Below are 16,061 nucleotides of genomic sequence, written 5' to 3' on the forward strand. Positions count from 1 at the left end.
GCCAATATTGTAACGAGTTATCCCCCTTTGCAGAAGAAACTTTTTGTTAACAATTGTACTGAAACTAAAAAACCGTGAAATATTACATTCCACGGTTTAATCACCTTTTAAGGTGTGCTGTTTTAGCTTAATTTACGCTTTTGCAACGACAGGTTTGTCTTTAAAGTATTTGTATAAGCCAATTAATGAGGCTGCAATCCAAAATATTTCAATCACAAAGCTTGCTAAGTTAAAGTTATAACAAAGGCTAATAAGTAACAAAATAGCGCCACTTAAATTCATTAAGTTATACGTTAAACTTTTAGGTGAAACTTTATTTAGTTGCAGCAAAAAAAATGAACCAACCACTAAAAAAGTACCACTCATACCAACAATATCAAATAAAAGTGCGATCACACGTCTATCCTTTTCCATTTTAAAACCCAACTGACTGGCCCAATCCATGGGGAGGGTTTTTTTCAATCATTGAAACAGCAAAACCAGCGAAGTTTACCAGTGCAAAAAAAGCAAACAAGGCCTTATGTCCGCCCCTCACTACTTTAGACTATAAACAAAACGTTTATTTAAACGTGACTTTACCACCAATCATTTTATAGGCAGGGGTTCCTCTTATAATTGTGGGGCGGGCAAAAGGTCGTTCACAGCCTGGGCATACGCATTCAGTATGGGTGTGATCTTGGGTTATTCTTTCTATAAAACATTTTACTAAAGCACCTTTGCCACCTTTACGGTATTTGAATAACGGTGCCTTACACGCAGAACAAAATATATCGACCGTTTTTGTAGGCCCTTTTTTATTGGGCTTAGCCATACTTCCTCAATAATTACTTTACGATTAGTTAATAGCATAATGCTATCACATCAGGGTAGAAAATAATGAACGGCTGTTGCGCTAATACATTTTTTAAACAGTCGGTAGATAACTCTACTTTATAAACGATTCGCTTTAGGCTTTTATCGATAAACGGGTTAATTGAGCTGATAACACATTCATATTAAAAGGCTTTACGATAAACCCTGACACTTTAGCATTAATCGCTTTTTTGACAGTCGAAGAACTATCTTCACAGGTCACCATAAGTACAGGAAGGTTTTTCAGCTCGGCATCTTTTCTAATATTATCAAGTAAAGTAATGCCATCCATTTTAGGCATATGAAGGTCTGTTATAACCAAATCAAACATTTGATTTTGCAGTATGTTTAATGCTTGAAGCCCATCTGTGGCTTCAACAATATCTTTATAATTTAACTGCCTTAACATATTAATTAATACATGACGCATTAACGGCATATCATCAACAACAAGTATTTTCATGCGTATGTTTTACCAAAATAGCTGCGAGCAAATTTTCGTTAAAACAAAGTAAAGGCGACACGCCAATCTAAAAGGTATTAACAAAAACGTGTTATGTGTAGTAACAACATTAGTTAACAATACCTATTGCCGCAAGTAATCAGATGGATACTTATATCCCCTTATTTTAGCTAAACAAAAGTTTAAAAAACTGCAAACGAAGCTTGAGTTATATGTGCTAAGCTTTTTGCACTTAGTGTTACTTCTAACCCTCGTTTTCCGGCACTAACATATATCATTTCAAAATCTAACGCACTGGAGTGTATGTATGTTTTTAGCCGTTTTTTTTGGCCAAGGGGGCTTACTCCTCCCAAAATATAACCGGTACTCGCCTGCACTTTTTGTGGGTCTGCCATCATCACTTTTTTTACTGCACAAAGCTTCGCAAGCTGTTTTAAATTAACCTGCTGAGTGACGGGAGTCACCGCTACAATAAGCTGTTGCTCTGAAGTTTCAAGCACTAGGGTTTTAAATACTTGGGCGCTGTTAAGATTAAGCTTTTCAACTGCTTCAAGGCCGTAATTAGTATTGTTTATATCGTGCTCGTAACTGAGTATGTCAAACTTAATATCGCTTTTTTTTAGCTGCTCTATAGCGGGGGTCATCTGATAAAGTCCAAAATAAATTTCCCTAATAATTTAGCACATTAAGCATAAAAAAACGGCGCTAAAAAAGCGCCGTTTTTACTAGGGTCTATTGATCCGACTAATTACTTAGTTAAGTCATCAAAAAACTTTTTAACCCCATCGAAAAAACCTTGCTCTTTAGGGCGGTTTTTTGAGCTGTCTTTGCCCATACTTTCATCTAACTCTTTAAGTAGGTCACGTTGACGCTCGTTTAAATTAACAGGCGTTTCAATCACAACCTTACAAATTAAATCGCCTTGAGCACCACTGCGTACTGACTTAACACCTTTGCCACGCATACGGAACATTTTGCCCGTTTGTGTTTCTGACGGTATTTTAAGTTTTGCACGCCCATCAAGCGTTGGCACTTCAATTTCACCGCCAAGGCCTGCGGTGGTAAAGCTTATTGGCACTTCACAATATAAATTATTAGCTTCACGAACAAATATTTTGTGTTCACGAACAGATACTTGCACATACAAGTCACCTGCTGGTGCACCATGCATGCCTGCTTCGCCTTCACCTGATAAGCGAATACGATCGCCAGTATCTACGCCTGCCGGGATTTTAACCGATAGCGTTTTAGTTTTTTCTACACGGCCTTGCCCATGACATTTATTACAAGGATCTGAAATGATCTGACCTTGTCCATGACACGTCGGACAGGTTTGCTGCACGGCAAAAAAACCTTGGCGCATTTGTACTTGGCCTGCACCATGACAGGTTGTACATGTTTTTGGTTTAGAGCCCGCTTTAGCACCACTGCCATCACATGGTTCACAACTAACCCAAGTAGGTACTTTAATCTCAACGTCTTTACCACGAACCGCTTCTTCTAAGCTTAAGTCCATGTTGTAACGTAAATCTGAGCCACGTTGCTGGCGTGATTGACGTCGACCACCGCCGCCACCAAAAATATCACCAAATACGTCACCAAAAATATCACCAAAATCACCTTGGCCGCCGCCAAAGCCACCGTGACCACCGCCACCACCTTGTTCGAAGGCTGCATGGCCGTATTGGTCATACATTTGACGCTTTTGCGCATCAGTCAGTATTTCGTAAGCTTCTTTAACTTCCTTGAATTTAGTTTCAAGGTCTTTATCACCGGCGGTACGATCGGGGTGATATTTCATCGCTAAGCGTTTATACGCTTTTTTTATGTCTCGCTCACTCGCATCTTTGCTTACGCCGAGGACTTCGTAATAATCGCGTTTTGACATATCTATCACACTACTCTTTTCTATTTACAGCGTTAGCTGCTGGACAAACCGATAAATCATATCGATTTATCATTGAATTTTTAAAGCGTTTTATTCACTTCTCTTTACATGCAAAAGGCGCGTTAAGCTTTAGCCTACGCGCCTCATGTGTTCATCCTAACTCAAACACTTGATTTGGTCATGTGTTTTAAATTAGCGAGAAGCGTTAGCAACAATTACTTGTCGTCTTTAACTTCTTCGAACTCTGCATCAACAACATCGTCATCTTGTTTAGCTGACTGTTGTTGTTCACCAGCGTCACCACCAGCTTGTTGTGCTTTAGCTTGAGCGATTTCCATTAGCTTTTGAGACTTTTCAGCAAGCGCTTGCGTTTTCGCTTCAATCTCTGCTTTGTCGTCACTCTTAATTGCTGATTCTAGGTCCACAACAGCCGCTTCAATCGCGTCTTTGTCTTCGCTTGGCAGAGCATCACCCGCTTCTTCAATTTGCTTACGTGTACCGTGAACAAGTGCATCAGCTTGGTTACGTGCAGCTACTAACTCTTCAAACTTTTTATCGTCTTCAGCGTGCGCTTCTGCATCACGAACCATTTTTTCAACTTCTTCATCGCTTAAGCCAGAAGATGCTTGAATAGTGATTTTTTGCTCTTTACCTGTATCTTTATCTTTTGCAGATACATGTAAGATACCATCGGCATCAACATCGAATGTTACTTCGATTTGTGGCGTACCACGTTGTGCTGGGCGAATGCCTTCTAGGTTAAATTGACCTAGCGATTTGTTATCACTTGAACGTTTACGCTCACCTTGTAACACATGAATAGTTACTGCAGATTGATTATCTTCTGCTGTTGAGAATGTTTGCGATTTCTTAGTAGGAATCGTAGTGTTTTTCTCAATCAGTGCTGTCATTACTGACCCCATCGTCTCAATACCTAGAGATAATGGTGATACGTCTAGTAATAGTACGTCTTTCACGTCACCTGCAAGTACACCACCTTGAATCGCAGCACCCACAGCTACCGCTTCATCAGGGTTAACGTCTTTACGTGGTTCTTTACCAAAGAATTCAGCAACTGTTCTTTGAACAAGTGGCATACGCGTTTGACCACCCACTAGAATGATATCGTTGATATCGTTCACAGACAGGTCAGCATCAGCTAGTGCGCGTTTAAGCGGTTCAATCGACTTAGTCACTAAGTCTTCAACCAGTGACTCAAGCTTAGCACGTGTTAATTTCACGTTCATGTGCTTAGGACCTGATGCATCAGCGGTTACGTACGGAAGGTTTACTTCTGTAGATTGTGCTGATGAAAGCTCAATTTTTGCTTTCTCTGCTGCTTCTTTAACACGTTGCATTGCAAGCGGATCATTTTGTAAATCGATACCTTGATCTTTCTTGAATTCAGCAACTAAGTAGTTGATTACACGGTTATCAAAATCTTCACCACCTAAGTGAGTGTCACCATTTGTCGCAAGTACTTCAAATGTGTGCTCGCCTTCAACTTCATCAATTTCAATGATTGATAAATCGAAAGTACCACCACCTAAGTCGTATACCGCTACTACGTTTTCGCCACGGTTTTTATCCATACCGTATGCAAGCGCTGCAGCTGTTGGCTCATTGATAATACGTTTTACTTCAAGACCCGCAATACGGCCCGCATCTTTTGTAGCTTGACGTTGTGAATCGTTAAAGTATGCCGGTACTGTGATTACCGCTTCAGTTACTTCTTCACCTAAGAAGTCTTCAGCCGTTTTCTTCATTTTTTTCAGTACTTCAGCAGAAATTTGTGGTGCAGCGCGTTTTTCACCGCCTGCTTCTACCCATGCATCGCCATTATCTGCTTTGATAATTTTGAAAGGCATGATGCCGATATCACGTTGTACTTCTTCGTCTTCAAAGCGACGACCAATTAAACGTTTGATTGCAAATAACGTGTTTGTTGGGTTAGTTACCGCTTGACGTTTTGCAGGTTGACCTACTAACGTTTCACCGTCTTGCGTATAAGCAATAATAGACGGGGTTGTGCGATCGCCTTCCGCATTTTCAATAACACGTGCTTTGTCACCATCAAGTACTGCAACACAAGAGTTAGTAGTACCTAAATCGATTCCAATAATTCTACCCATGAATCTTCTCCAACTTCTAAATTCGTTAATACATTCGATGACTAGTTAATAGGGATGCCACAAACTTAATTCAACTGTAAAAATGAAAAAAAACGCATTTTTTTTAATTTATTTACTAAATAACCCTAAAAAGAGTAGGGATTGCTCATTTTTTGTAATTTGGGAGCTTATTTATTGTCTGGTCTGATGAGTTTGGGTGTGATATAAATTCAGCAAATAACAGCAAAAGGACATTATTTGTGCACTTTGAACAATTATTAAAACAAGCAGCCCAAGCGAGTCAGGAAACTGACCCGTTAACCAATACCATGCAGTTTCCTGCTAACTGGTGCCAAGGTCGTACTGCTTTTGGTGGCCTCTCTGCTGCGCTACTTTATCAAGCAATGCGCAATAAAGTTGATTCATCAAGAAGACTGCTTTCTTTAAGTACAAACTTTGTAGGGCCATTATTGGCTGAAAAACCGTTTTCTTTATCGGTAGAAATATTACGTGAAGGTAAAAGCAGTACCCAAGTGCTCGCCAAAGCGATTCAAGATGATGCGGTGTGTGTCATTGTGCAGGCCTGTTTCGCCAAAAATCGTAACTCATCAATTAATGTGCCAGTATCAAAGTCGTTAACCTTACACCCTGTAAACGAAGGCCATTGTTTAGGCTTTGTACCTGGGAAAATGCCAGAATTTTTTCAGCATGTTGATTTATGCCCGCAACAAGGCGCCATGCCGTTTAGTAGTGCGCAAACCTCTCACCTTGGTGGTTGGATGCGATTTAAACACACGCCTGAAGAAATTACAGAAGCTCATGTTATTGCCCTTACCGACGCATGGCCGCCAACATTACTACAAATGTTTAAGCAACCTGCACCGGCTAGTAGCATGTCGTGGTATTTAGAATTTGTACAAGCGCCTAATTTAGTGCCAGGTGAATGGTTGGGTTTTGAAGCAATCACTCATCATTCAAAAGATGGCTATGGCTTAGAAGATGGCTGTATTTGGTCACAATCGGGGGAGCTTATTGCGCTCACCCGTCAAACTGTTGCTTTATTTGATTAATTAAAAACGAGTGAAGTCGCGCTGAGTATATTGCTTATCTAAGTTAAGCATTATGGTGCGATATTCACCGCTTTGAATTATGTTGGCCAAGCCTTTATCAAACTGCTGTCTCAGCAAATCATTGTTAAAATACGCAGGCCTTGCCGCAGGTGGAAAAATAGCATGAATAACGAAATCTTTAGTGGCATTAGTTTTTTGATATTCCTTTAAGTAGTGAAGAAATATACGCCTATCGAGAATAATCGTATCAACCCACCCTGCCATTAAATGGTGTATCTGCGCTTGTTGATTGAATACTTCTTCATAGCCTCTCAAGTTTTCCAAGTTATGACCAAATTCTTTAGGTAAATAAGCAGGCGCATTTTGAAATGCTAAAACACTTTTAGTCGCCAGATCGTAAATACTATTAATAGTGAAGTTACTCTTTTTAAGACTCACCACCACATTCTCATAATTAACAACCGATTGGCTTCGATATATGCCAGCAATTAAAATACCCGAGTAATTTAAAGCAATATCAACATCGCCTTGGTTCAATAAAGCATCTGCACGCTGATTTGACATGTAATGTACATCAACCTTATTTATGTCTTGATTGTTAAGTGCTGCCTTTACAATCTCGAGCTGAATACCTGAATCATTTTCACTTATTACATAAGGCGCAACAGTAGGGTTAGCCGCAATAATGACTCGTTGCTGCTTAATATCATTAACAAATGCAAAACTATCACCACATAAACACACTAAGGCCAATAAAAATACAACTTTCACTCTTTCACCTAATCCGTTTTTATTTTCAGTTATTGGGGTTACTTTTCTTTAGTAATTTAGCCGCAGCGTTTGTATTTAACTATTATTTATAGCAATATTTAAATTATTGAATTAATTATAAGCTAACATTTTGCAAACTGCCTGCCCAAGCTGTGATCTTATCATTGATATTCCCGAGATTAATGCCAAACAAGTGGCATTGTGCCCACGCTGTAGCCATAAAGTCCGCGGTATTAATATAAACCATGACACTGAAATAGTCGCACTGAGTTTAAGCGCATTATTAATGTTGCTCAGCAGTATGTTTTATCCGTTTATCTCTTTTAGTAGTAATGGCATTACCCAAACTATTACTCTGCCCGACGCAGCACGGATTTTATTTAACTATGATAGTGACTTACTCGGCCTATTTATTGATATCAGCATTATTATTCTGCCTATGAGTTTGCTGATTATTTTGATCCCTTTGCATTTAGGCGCACTCAAAGCACTGCCGCAAGCAGTTGCAAGAAAACTATTAAAATTCACTTTAACGCTAGAGCCTTGGATCATGTCAGAAATATTTCTGATTGGTGTTTTAGTTAGCATGGTAAAAATAATGTCATTGGCTGAGGTTAGCTTTGGTATCAGTTTTTTTGCTTATGTGGGATTTGTTATTTTTTATGTTAGTGCATTAACGCGTTTAAATCGTGCTAGGCTGTGGTCACAAGTAAGCCCTACCACTACACTTCAAAATACTTCAAACACTGAGCGGGCTATTGATGAGAATATAAAAGCCTGCCATGTTTGCCATCAACTGAGCGTTGAATCAATCTGTCCTCGTTGCCATAGTAAAACGTATTTAAGAAACCCCAACAGCGTACAAAAAGCGGCTGCATGGTTAGTTACTTCTCTGATTTGTTATATTCCTGCGAATTTACTGCCCATTATGTACACCATCAGCCTAGGGGATGAAACACCTGCAACCCTTATTTCGGGTGTTATTACGTTATGGAGTAGCGGCTCGTACCCTATTGCAATTATTATATTTTTTGCCAGTGTAGTGGTACCGTTAGCCAAAGCGCTTATTTTGAGCTTTTTGTGCTTTATGGTTACAAAACCCGCCAACCTGCATACAAAAGGTTACACAAAAGTGTATCAACTTACTGAATTTATAGGTAAATGGTCTATGATTGATGTGTTTGTTGTGGCTATATTAGTTGCACTGGTGCAGCTAGGAAACTTAATGTCGGTTACACCAGGTTTGGGCATCGTCTTTTTTACCGTTATGGTATTATGCCAAATGATGGCGGCACACGCATTTGACCCTCGCCTACTGTGGGACTCACCAAAAATAATAACGCAGAGAATAAAGCATGACTAAAACAGCTAACGTAGCACAAAAATCAAGTATTTCTGCAATTTGGATTATTCCTGTGGTTGCCTTATTTGTTGGTGTTTGGATGCTTTATCAGTATCAATTAAATAAAGGGCAAACAATCTACATCACTATGCCCCAAGCAGAGGGGATTATTGCTGGTAAAACAGAAATAAAAGTGCGAAGTGTTAAAATAGGTCAAATTGATCACGTCCGCCTTTCTGACAGCCAAGACAGTGTAATTGCCCGAGCACAAATAGATAAAAACTATGATAATTTACTCACCGAAGATGCCAGTATTTGGGTAGTAAAGCCACGCATTGATGAAACTGGGATCAGTGGTATGAGTACCCTACTTTCAGGGGTTTATTTAGAGTTTTCACCGGGAGAAAGTAGCCAACTTAAAAAACGCTTTACCCTGCAAGAAGAGCCCGCATTAATTGGTAAAGATGTTCAAGGTGGACGCTTTAAGTTACTCAGTTACAATGCTGAGGTACTTGATGTGAGTACTGGTATATTTTTTAAAAACTACAAAATAGGCCAAATAGAAACCGCCACCTTTGATTGGAAAAACCAAGCAATGCAATACGGTATTTTTATTAAAGCCCCCTATGAGAACCTGATCACTTTAAACTCTATTTTTTGGGTTAACTCAGGTATTGAGATAGATCTTTCTGCTGATGGCATAAATATTAATACTGGTTCACTAAGCAAATTATTAAAAGGCGGTATTTCTGTTGGCTTACCTAATCAGCAAGCCCCTGGCGATTTAGCACAAGATGGCCATAGCTTTTCTTTGAGTCAAAGTTATAATCAAGCTTTAGAAGAGCGTTTTTATGATTTTGATTATTACCTTATTGAATTCGAACAATCGATTAGAGGACTCCGTGTTGGTGCGCCAGTTGAGTATAGAGGTACTCGCGTCGGCACAGTGGTTGAAGCGCCCGCCAATGTAATTATAGATGGGAAACCGGCTCATTTTCGCGCTAAAAATACCGCAGTTCCGGTATTGATAAAAGTAGAATATGGTCGTTTATACCATATCACCTCGGTAGCAAAAGAATATTGGGAAACAAGCGTTAACGAGTGGATTGAAAACGGCATGAGAGCGTCACTTAAACCGGGTAATTTGCTAACCGGTGCAGTTTACGTCGATTTTGACTTTTATACCGACACCCCAAAAAGCGAGCTTAAAAAACTTGCTCAATACGATGTGTTTCCTAGTGTATCGAGCGGTATAACGGTGCTTGCCGATCAAGTATCGGATGTACTTAATAAAGTGAATAACTTAAAAATTGAAGACAGTTTAGCCAAAATGCAAACTACGTTTAGCGAGTATCAAGCTCTGGCAAGTGAGATGCGCACGTTATTAAATAAGCCCGATACACAAAATTTACCGGGCGACTTTAATCGTAATCTCGAAAAAATAACTAAAAGTATGGAACAATTTGAAATAACTATGCGCCAGTTTGACAAAACCATGGCAAGCTATCAAGCAGGCTCTCAAATGCACTATCAACTTGAGCAAACACTGCTACAAATTAAGCGTTTAACAGAAGAGTTTCAGCCTCTTACTCGTGGCTTAAACGAGCAACCTAATATGCTCATTTTTGACAAATCACTACCTAAAGATCCACAACCGAGGAAGCAATAATGAAAGCACTATTTTTACTTTTAACGGGTGTGATCTTTATCAGTGGTTGCAGCTCTGCTATTCAAACAACAATTCAGTATTACCAATTTGAGCAGCCCATTAATGACTCTTCGCGAAATGTGCAAGATACACAGGCACAACTGCGCGTGCAAACAGTTACCCTAAGAGGCGCATTGAATAACCGGGGTATTGCTATGAAAGTAGATAGTAATCAAATCCATGCTGCTAATTATCATCTATGGGGTGAGTCGCCAGATGTTATGCTCAGTGCCAGCGCGCAGCAAACATTATTTAATACCATGACAAACTGGATGGTTATTAAAGGCTTACCCGTTATTACTGACCAACAGCAACAAACATTTTACGAATTAGAATACGAACTACACCACTTTAACGGTGATCTGCAAGGTAATGCAGATATTTCAGGGCTATGGCGTTTATACTACACTCACCCAGAATCGGGTAGGCGTTTACTAAGCATCCATAATTTCTCATCTGTTATGCCAATCGATGATGATGGCTATGATTCATTGGTGGCTACTCTTGAAAAAATGTGGCAACAAATCAACATCCTTGCGGCGAAAGAAATTGAAAAAGCGCGAATTTAATTTCACTCTGTATTAAGTAAATATACATCTACCGCAATGTTAGTGCTTTCTATGATCACTTGACCTTGGGTTTTAAAACCGAGCTTTTGTAATACATTTTTTGATGCACGGTTATCACAGCGGGCGATCGCCGTAACCTGGTTAATCCCCAAGTTTTGTCTATGGTTTAGCAAGGTATTTGCCGCCTCAAAAATATAGCCCTTTTTTTCAAAACCGTCTTTTAGCGCAAACCCTAAATCGGGATATTGCAGAACAGCTCGCTGATAAAACCCAACAATACCAACTAGTGTTTCATCATGTAATGCGATTATATAAGGCCCAAAGCCATGCTGCTTATGGGCAGATATAAAACTGTCTTTGATGTATTTTTTAGCGTCGCCTAAAGTATAAATACCTTTATCACCAATGTATTTGGTGAAATTAGCCTGATTAACCAACTTAAGTAACTCCGCCGCATCTGCTATTTGTGCGAAGCGTATGTGTAAGCGCTCTGTTGTAAAAGCAATATTCAAAATAACTCCTGATAATATTTTTCACGACCCGATATTTTTTTATTGACTGAAATAAAAAAGAAGATTACTTTTGCGCCGATGTTTTTAAAGGCACAACAATAGCGGCATGCATTCCTTGCTCCGTCTGGCGCCAAAGCCAACGCGTTTCACTAAAACTATTAATTTAACATAATTTTTTAAGTGCCCTTCACGCGTGCAAAAGCAGTGACTTGGAAAATGATTTAACAACAAACTTATCATCTTCTTTGTTTTTGTATAAGCAGTTTACTTTTTAAATCTGCTTTTAATTTTGTGATCTTATAAATGCTTGAACCTTCTGCGTTAACTCTACTGCCGCCTGTGGTAGTGGTTGTATTGGCTGTTGTTTTACGCCGCCCTATTTTATCGTTACTGATTGGTGCATTAGTTGGCCTTGTTTTAGCTGACCCTAGCAAAGTTCTCTCAAATTTTGCCAGCACATCACTCAAAGTAATGACTGATGAAACCATTGGTTGGTTAATACTTGTGTGTGGCGGCTTTGGTGCGCTTATTGCCTTATTAGTACGCACTGGAGGGGCTTCTGCGTTTGGTAGTTTGGCTTTAAAGTACACCCGAGGTAAACGATCCTCCTTATTTATGACCTTTTGTTTGGGTGTCGTGATATTTATTGACGATTATTTAAACGCGCTTACCGTGGGTGAAACCATGAAGCGGATCACCGACAAATTTAAAGTGAGTCGTGAAATGCTCGCTTACGTTGTTGATTCAACGGCAGCGCCTATTTGTGTACTCGTCCCTTTGTCAACGTGGGCTGTATTTTTTGGTGGCCTGTTAGTGGATAACGGCATTGCAGAAGAAGGCAAAGGCATTGCCGTTTATATTCAAGCCATTCCGTACATGTTTTATGCCTGGTTTGCGGTGTTGACTGTGGTGCTGGTTATTGCCGGCGTGATCCCTACTTTTGGCCCCATGAAAAAAGCCGAGCAACAGGCGCTAACTCACGCTCCTACTTTAGAGCCTGCGATTTATACTCAAGTACAAACCGCCGATGAATATGCAGTAAAAGCAGCGGAGGAACACTTTGAAGATGCGGATCCTAAAGGTAAGTTATATAACTTTTTGTTGCCGATTATTTTATTAGTCGCATTTACCGTATATTTTGAAATAGATGTGTACAAAGGTCTATTAGCGACAATGGCTGTCACTTTGCCATTTTATGCGTTACAAAAATTAATGAGCTTTAGCGAAATGATTGAGCGTATGCTGGATGGTTTTAAAAGTATGATCCCCGCAATTGGAACCGTGATTGCCGCCTTTATTTTTAAAGATGTATGCGACTTAATTGGCTTACCACAATTTGTGATTGGCAGCTTAAGTCCGTATATGACCGCTGGCTATTTACCTGCGGTGGTATTTATTGCGATGTCGATATTAGCGTTTGCTACGGGTTCAAGTTGGGGGATTTTTGCGGTTTCAATTCCTATTGTCATGCCCCTGGCAACGGCGGTTGATGCAAATATTCCATTGGTGATTGGCGCATTACTTTCAGCGTCTTCATTTGGTAGCCAAGCCTGTTTTTACTCTGATTCAACCGTACTAGCAGCACAAGGCTCTGGCTGTAATTTGATCAGTCATGCTGTAACGCAATTACCTTATACCTTAATTGCTGCAGGCTTTGCCATCATTGGCTTTTTACTTATGGCCTAACATGGCAATGGTAGCCATTTTACTAAAACCATAATTAACGCCGTTAAAACAAAACCCAGTCAACAATGGCTGGGTTTTGTTTGGTTTTTGAGTAATTTCAACTTACTTTTGCAATTTTATATCGCTGTAGTAAGCATCTAAACTCGTCACTTTAGTTTGGTTTGGCAAATCAGCAAACTCGCTATCACTAAACTTACTGCCACGTAATTGCACATTTAAGCGGGCTGCTTGTGGATTTAACATGGTTTGCTGGTAGTAGTCTTTAATATCAGCAAGGGTGACCTTTTCTACTTCTGCAATTAGCTTTTGTTTTGAATCAAAATCAAAGTTTTCACGGTACCAATCGTTAATCAATGGACTCATTTCGTCGCTTAAATTCTTTGGCTGTTCTTTTAACGAGACCAACGTTGCATTTTTAAGCTGTGCAAATGTCTCTTCACTCATGGCATTAAGCTCAGAAGCGTACTCTTTTTTGAACTTATCAAAGCGTACTTGAATTTCTTTTGGTCCTTTAACCGGTGTTTGAATAAACAAACCAATACCAGAGTAATCCTCAATAGGACGCGCTAACGCACCTACCGCATAAGCTAGTTGTTCTTCGGTACGCATTTTGTCAAACGCGATTGTTCTAAAGTGTCCTTGTAAAACCGCCGCCTGCGCTTTTTGTTTGTAACCTGGCGTTGGGTGAATGGTCATATCGACAACGGCTACATCGGCTACATCAATATCTTTGTGTAATACGCGCGCTTCACCTAGTTGTGGTAACCAAGCTTTACTACGAGCAAACTCAGATTTTGTATGATTATTTGGTAAAATAGCCGTTAATTCAGCAGCAATGGCATCAATATCTTTTTGATTATAGTTACCATAGCTAAATACGCGTAAGTTATTATTCGCTAAGGTGTTTTGTTTTAAGGCTTGTAAATCAGCGAGTGTCAGTGATTGAGCAGCCTTAATAAGCGCGTCAGTATCAAAACTACCGGTTCGAGTCAGTTTTGAATATTCACTAAACGCTTGTGCATACGGGAACTGTTTTTGCTGATTGAGTAAATCACGTTGATAACGGTCAATCGCTTGATTAAACGCTTGTGCTGAAATTTCATCGTCAAATCCAGCTAACGCTTGTTTAAGTAAGGTATCTTGTTTATCGGTAAAACCACTTAATGATAAAACTAAGCCATTGCTTGAACTTAAATTAACATTCATACCGGCAATAGCCGCTTCGGTTCGTAGCTGACTTAATTGAGTGTTATATAAATCTGCCCACACAGAATAAAGGACGGTTGAGCTAATATCACGCAACCCTGTTTGTGTGTTGATATACACCTCAACTAAACCTTTGGGTTGCTCTGCAAACTGCTGGCTTGCTTGGCGCCAGATTTTTACACCGTTTTTATCATAGCTAAGTTCTGGGTGTTTTTGCTCTTTAAAAGCCTGCGTTTTAATTGCAAAACTCTCTGGCAGTAAGTTGTTAACACTTGGTAAGGCTAAATTAAATTCACTTGGTTTTTCCCAGCTGGCAATTTCTGCGTCGCTAATATCACTAATTCGGTATTTACCATCATAAAAATGTAATTGTGAATCAGTATCTTCTTGTTGAGAAATATACCAAACACGTAAGGTATCTGCGTTAAGTTGTTTTAGTACATTATTAACCGCATCAGCATCAAACTTAGCGTAGTAGTACGGTGCGTTTATCGCATGATTTAACGGGTAATCTTGCATGCTTTGAGTCAGCGCACTGACGTAGTTAAACTCATCGCCTTTTTCTAAAAATTTAAACTGATTATTTAAAGAGGTGCGAATTTCATTAAAGTACTTACTATTAACACCTTCACGTTTAATTAAATCAATATATTGCATAATAGTCGCAACAATGGCTTCGCGGTTTTTCATGCCTTCATCAGTCAGCTCTATGTTCACATTTAAAGAGCCATAGTTACCATATTGATTTGGTGAAGCAGACGCTGATAACTGCGATACCCAGCCTTTATCACGTAATATTTGTGCTGGGCTACCTGGCATTTCATTGCTAAGTAAATAGGCAACAAAACGATTAGGTTTTACTGCAAATTCAGTTTGATTATTAGTGATTGTAAAGTCGAGCTGTAATTGTTTAACGTCTTCGTTTGGCGAGTAAAAAACACGTTTACCACCGGCATTATCAAAATCTAGCTTGGCTGATACTTTTGGCTTTTCAATATTTTTATTTTTAATATCAGCGAAGTATTTTTCTGCTTTTTTCTGCATTTCTTCAAGTGGTAAATTAGAAATTAACGCCACTTTCATAATATTTGATGAATAATATTTATTGTAAAAATCGACTGTTTCTTTATGTAACGAACTATCAGCTTTATCGCCTAACGTTTCAAGGTTACCAATTAAGAATCGATTAGCTGGGTGTTCACCCATCATTTTACGTGCAAGTTTAAATTGGCCAAAAAAGTCCATTTCACGACGCATTGACCACTCAGCATTCACTGCGTTTTTTTCTTTTTCTGTGTATTCTGGGTAAAGCTTAGGGGCTTTAAAAAAGTCTGAAAAGCGGTCTAAGCCTTCATCAAACGCATCGTTATTAATTTTAAACATGTAGTTTGTAATATCGAGCCACGTATAGGCATTATGCGCTCCGCCGTTTTTAGTCATAAAATCGGAGTACCCTTTAGTGTCAGGGTAGCGCTCAGTGCCTAAAAACAACATATGTTCTAAATAATGCGCCATACCTTGCTGGCTCATTGGGTCGTGCAGTAGGCCGACACCTACACTCAATGAAGCAGCTGATTTTTCTGCGCTTGGATCAGAAACTAAAATCACTTCAATATCATTGGCAAGTGTTAGTGTTTTATATTCACGGTTATCGTTAGGGCTTACAACAAGCGTTGGTGATAAAAGTGATGTTTGTGATGATTGAGAAAGAGTGGCGGTATTCGAACAACCGCTTAATATTGCCAGTGCAATTGCACTTAAGCCGATGATGTGTTTCATTTTAGTTATATCCATTGCTGTTAAATATGGGCTTAGTGTTATAAAAAGACTAAATCACTTATAAACTACCATTATCAATTAATACTATGCTACTAATTAGTACT

Annotated in this window: 14 protein-coding genes; 5 read left to right on the plus strand and 9 right to left on the minus strand. The window is 39.3% G+C overall.

All coding sequences use genetic code 11. The annotated features are described in order from the left end of the window. Positions 1-132: 132 nt before the first annotated feature. The 6 genes from QL986_RS06605 to dnaK all read right to left on the minus strand — a co-directional run bounded on the left by QL986_RS06605 (position 133) and on the right by dnaK (position 5,335). Positions 133-396 (minus strand): hypothetical protein, encoded by a 264-nt coding sequence (locus tag QL986_RS06605; protein WP_008112375.1) that lies wholly within the window; start codon positions 394-396, stop codon positions 133-135. A gap of 163 nt (positions 397-559) precedes the next feature. Next, positions 560-811, minus strand: coding sequence for a hypothetical protein (locus QL986_RS06610; protein WP_013463170.1), 252 nt, complete (start codon positions 809-811; stop codon positions 560-562). Positions 812-946: 135 nt separating this feature from the next. Then, complete coding sequence (locus QL986_RS06615) at positions 947-1,315, minus strand: response regulator (protein WP_058155943.1); 369 nt, start codon at positions 1,313-1,315, stop codon at positions 947-949. Between the two features lie 182 nt (positions 1,316-1,497). Beyond that, positions 1,498-1,959 (minus strand): Cys-tRNA(Pro) deacylase, encoded by a 462-nt coding sequence (ybaK, locus tag QL986_RS06620; RefSeq protein ID WP_036954938.1) that lies wholly within the window; start codon positions 1,957-1,959, stop codon positions 1,498-1,500. A 104-nt stretch (positions 1,960-2,063) separates the two neighbouring features. Beyond that, positions 2,064-3,203: a molecular chaperone DnaJ gene (gene dnaJ / locus QL986_RS06625; protein WP_013463168.1), complete on the minus strand. Its 1,140-nt coding sequence runs from the start codon at positions 3,201-3,203 to the stop codon at positions 2,064-2,066. 215 nt (positions 3,204-3,418) lie between these two features. Beyond that, complete coding sequence (gene dnaK, locus QL986_RS06630; protein ID WP_290191355.1) at positions 3,419-5,335, minus strand: molecular chaperone DnaK; 1,917 nt, start codon at positions 5,333-5,335, stop codon at positions 3,419-3,421. A gap of 239 nt (positions 5,336-5,574) precedes the next feature. On the opposite strand from dnaK, the gene QL986_RS06635 reads away from it, so the two are divergent. Beyond that, complete coding sequence (locus tag QL986_RS06635; protein ID WP_008464384.1) at positions 5,575-6,384, plus strand: thioesterase family protein; 810 nt, start codon at positions 5,575-5,577, stop codon at positions 6,382-6,384. Here the strand turns inward: QL986_RS06635 and QL986_RS06640 are convergent, their stop codons facing one another. Then, the gene (locus tag QL986_RS06640) at positions 6,385-7,155 is read right to left on the minus strand and encodes a transporter substrate-binding domain-containing protein (RefSeq protein ID WP_290191356.1); all 771 of its coding nucleotides are present in this window, start codon (positions 7,153-7,155) and stop codon (positions 6,385-6,387) included. 193 nt (positions 7,156-7,348) lie between these two features. Between QL986_RS06640 and QL986_RS06645 the strand changes: the two genes are divergently transcribed. The 3 genes from QL986_RS06645 to QL986_RS06655 are packed head-to-tail and all read left to right on the plus strand — an operon-like array spanning position 7,349 to position 10,774. Continuing rightward, entirely contained in the window at positions 7,349-8,518 is a 1,170-nt protein-coding gene (locus QL986_RS06645; RefSeq protein ID WP_290191373.1) for a paraquat-inducible protein A, read from the plus strand. Continuing rightward, complete coding sequence (gene pqiB, locus QL986_RS06650; protein ID WP_290191357.1) at positions 8,511-10,166, plus strand: intermembrane transport protein PqiB; 1,656 nt, start codon at positions 8,511-8,513, stop codon at positions 10,164-10,166. Before QL986_RS06645 ends, pqiB begins: the two co-directional genes overlap by 8 nt. Then, complete coding sequence (locus QL986_RS06655; RefSeq protein WP_028834116.1) at positions 10,166-10,774, plus strand: PqiC family protein; 609 nt, start codon at positions 10,166-10,168, stop codon at positions 10,772-10,774. Before pqiB ends, QL986_RS06655 begins: the two co-directional genes overlap by 1 nt. A gap of 2 nt (positions 10,775-10,776) precedes the next feature. Here QL986_RS06655 and QL986_RS06660 read toward each other — a convergent pair whose 3' ends face one another. Further along, the gene (locus QL986_RS06660; RefSeq protein ID WP_028834117.1) at positions 10,777-11,286 is read right to left on the minus strand and encodes a GNAT family N-acetyltransferase; all 510 of its coding nucleotides are present in this window, start codon (positions 11,284-11,286) and stop codon (positions 10,777-10,779) included. A gap of 303 nt (positions 11,287-11,589) precedes the next feature. Between QL986_RS06660 and QL986_RS06665 the strand changes: the two genes are divergently transcribed. Next, complete coding sequence (locus QL986_RS06665) at positions 11,590-12,972, plus strand: Na+/H+ antiporter NhaC family protein (RefSeq protein WP_028834118.1); 1,383 nt, start codon at positions 11,590-11,592, stop codon at positions 12,970-12,972. Positions 12,973-13,074: 102 nt separating this feature from the next. Here the strand turns inward: QL986_RS06665 and QL986_RS06670 are convergent, their stop codons facing one another. After that, positions 13,075-15,957 (minus strand): insulinase family protein, encoded by a 2,883-nt coding sequence (locus tag QL986_RS06670; RefSeq protein WP_290191358.1) that lies wholly within the window; start codon positions 15,955-15,957, stop codon positions 13,075-13,077. Positions 15,958-16,061: the final 104 nt, after the last annotated feature.

This window comes from Pseudoalteromonas sp. APC 3250, assembly GCF_030407915.1.
GTDB lineage: Bacteria > Pseudomonadota > Gammaproteobacteria > Enterobacterales > Alteromonadaceae > Pseudoalteromonas > Pseudoalteromonas tetraodonis.

Excerpts from the sequence above, each read along its gene's own strand:
- QL986_RS06610 (WP_013463170.1), bottom strand. The coding sequence starts at position 811 with ATGGCTAAGCCCAATAAAAAAGGGCCTACAAAAACGGTCGATATATTT.
- QL986_RS06615 (WP_058155943.1), bottom strand. The coding sequence starts at position 1,315 with ATGAAAATACTTGTTGTTGATGATATGCCGTTAATGCGTCATGTATTA.
- ybaK (WP_036954938.1), bottom strand. The coding sequence starts at position 1,959 with ATGACCCCCGCTATAGAGCAGCTAAAAAAAAGCGATATTAAGTTTGAC.
- dnaJ (WP_013463168.1), bottom strand. The coding sequence starts at position 3,203 with ATGTCAAAACGCGATTATTACGAAGTCCTCGGCGTAAGCAAAGATGCG.
- dnaK (WP_290191355.1), bottom strand. The coding sequence starts at position 5,335 with ATGGGTAGAATTATTGGAATCGATTTAGGTACTACTAACTCTTGTGTT.
- pqiB (WP_290191357.1), top strand. The coding sequence starts at position 8,511 with ATGACTAAAACAGCTAACGTAGCACAAAAATCAAGTATTTCTGCAATT.
- QL986_RS06655 (WP_028834116.1), top strand. The coding sequence starts at position 10,166 with ATGAAAGCACTATTTTTACTTTTAACGGGTGTGATCTTTATCAGTGGT.
- QL986_RS06665 (WP_028834118.1), top strand. The coding sequence starts at position 11,590 with ATGCTTGAACCTTCTGCGTTAACTCTACTGCCGCCTGTGGTAGTGGTT.
- QL986_RS06670 (WP_290191358.1), bottom strand. The coding sequence starts at position 15,957 with ATGAAACACATCATCGGCTTAAGTGCAATTGCACTGGCAATATTAAGC.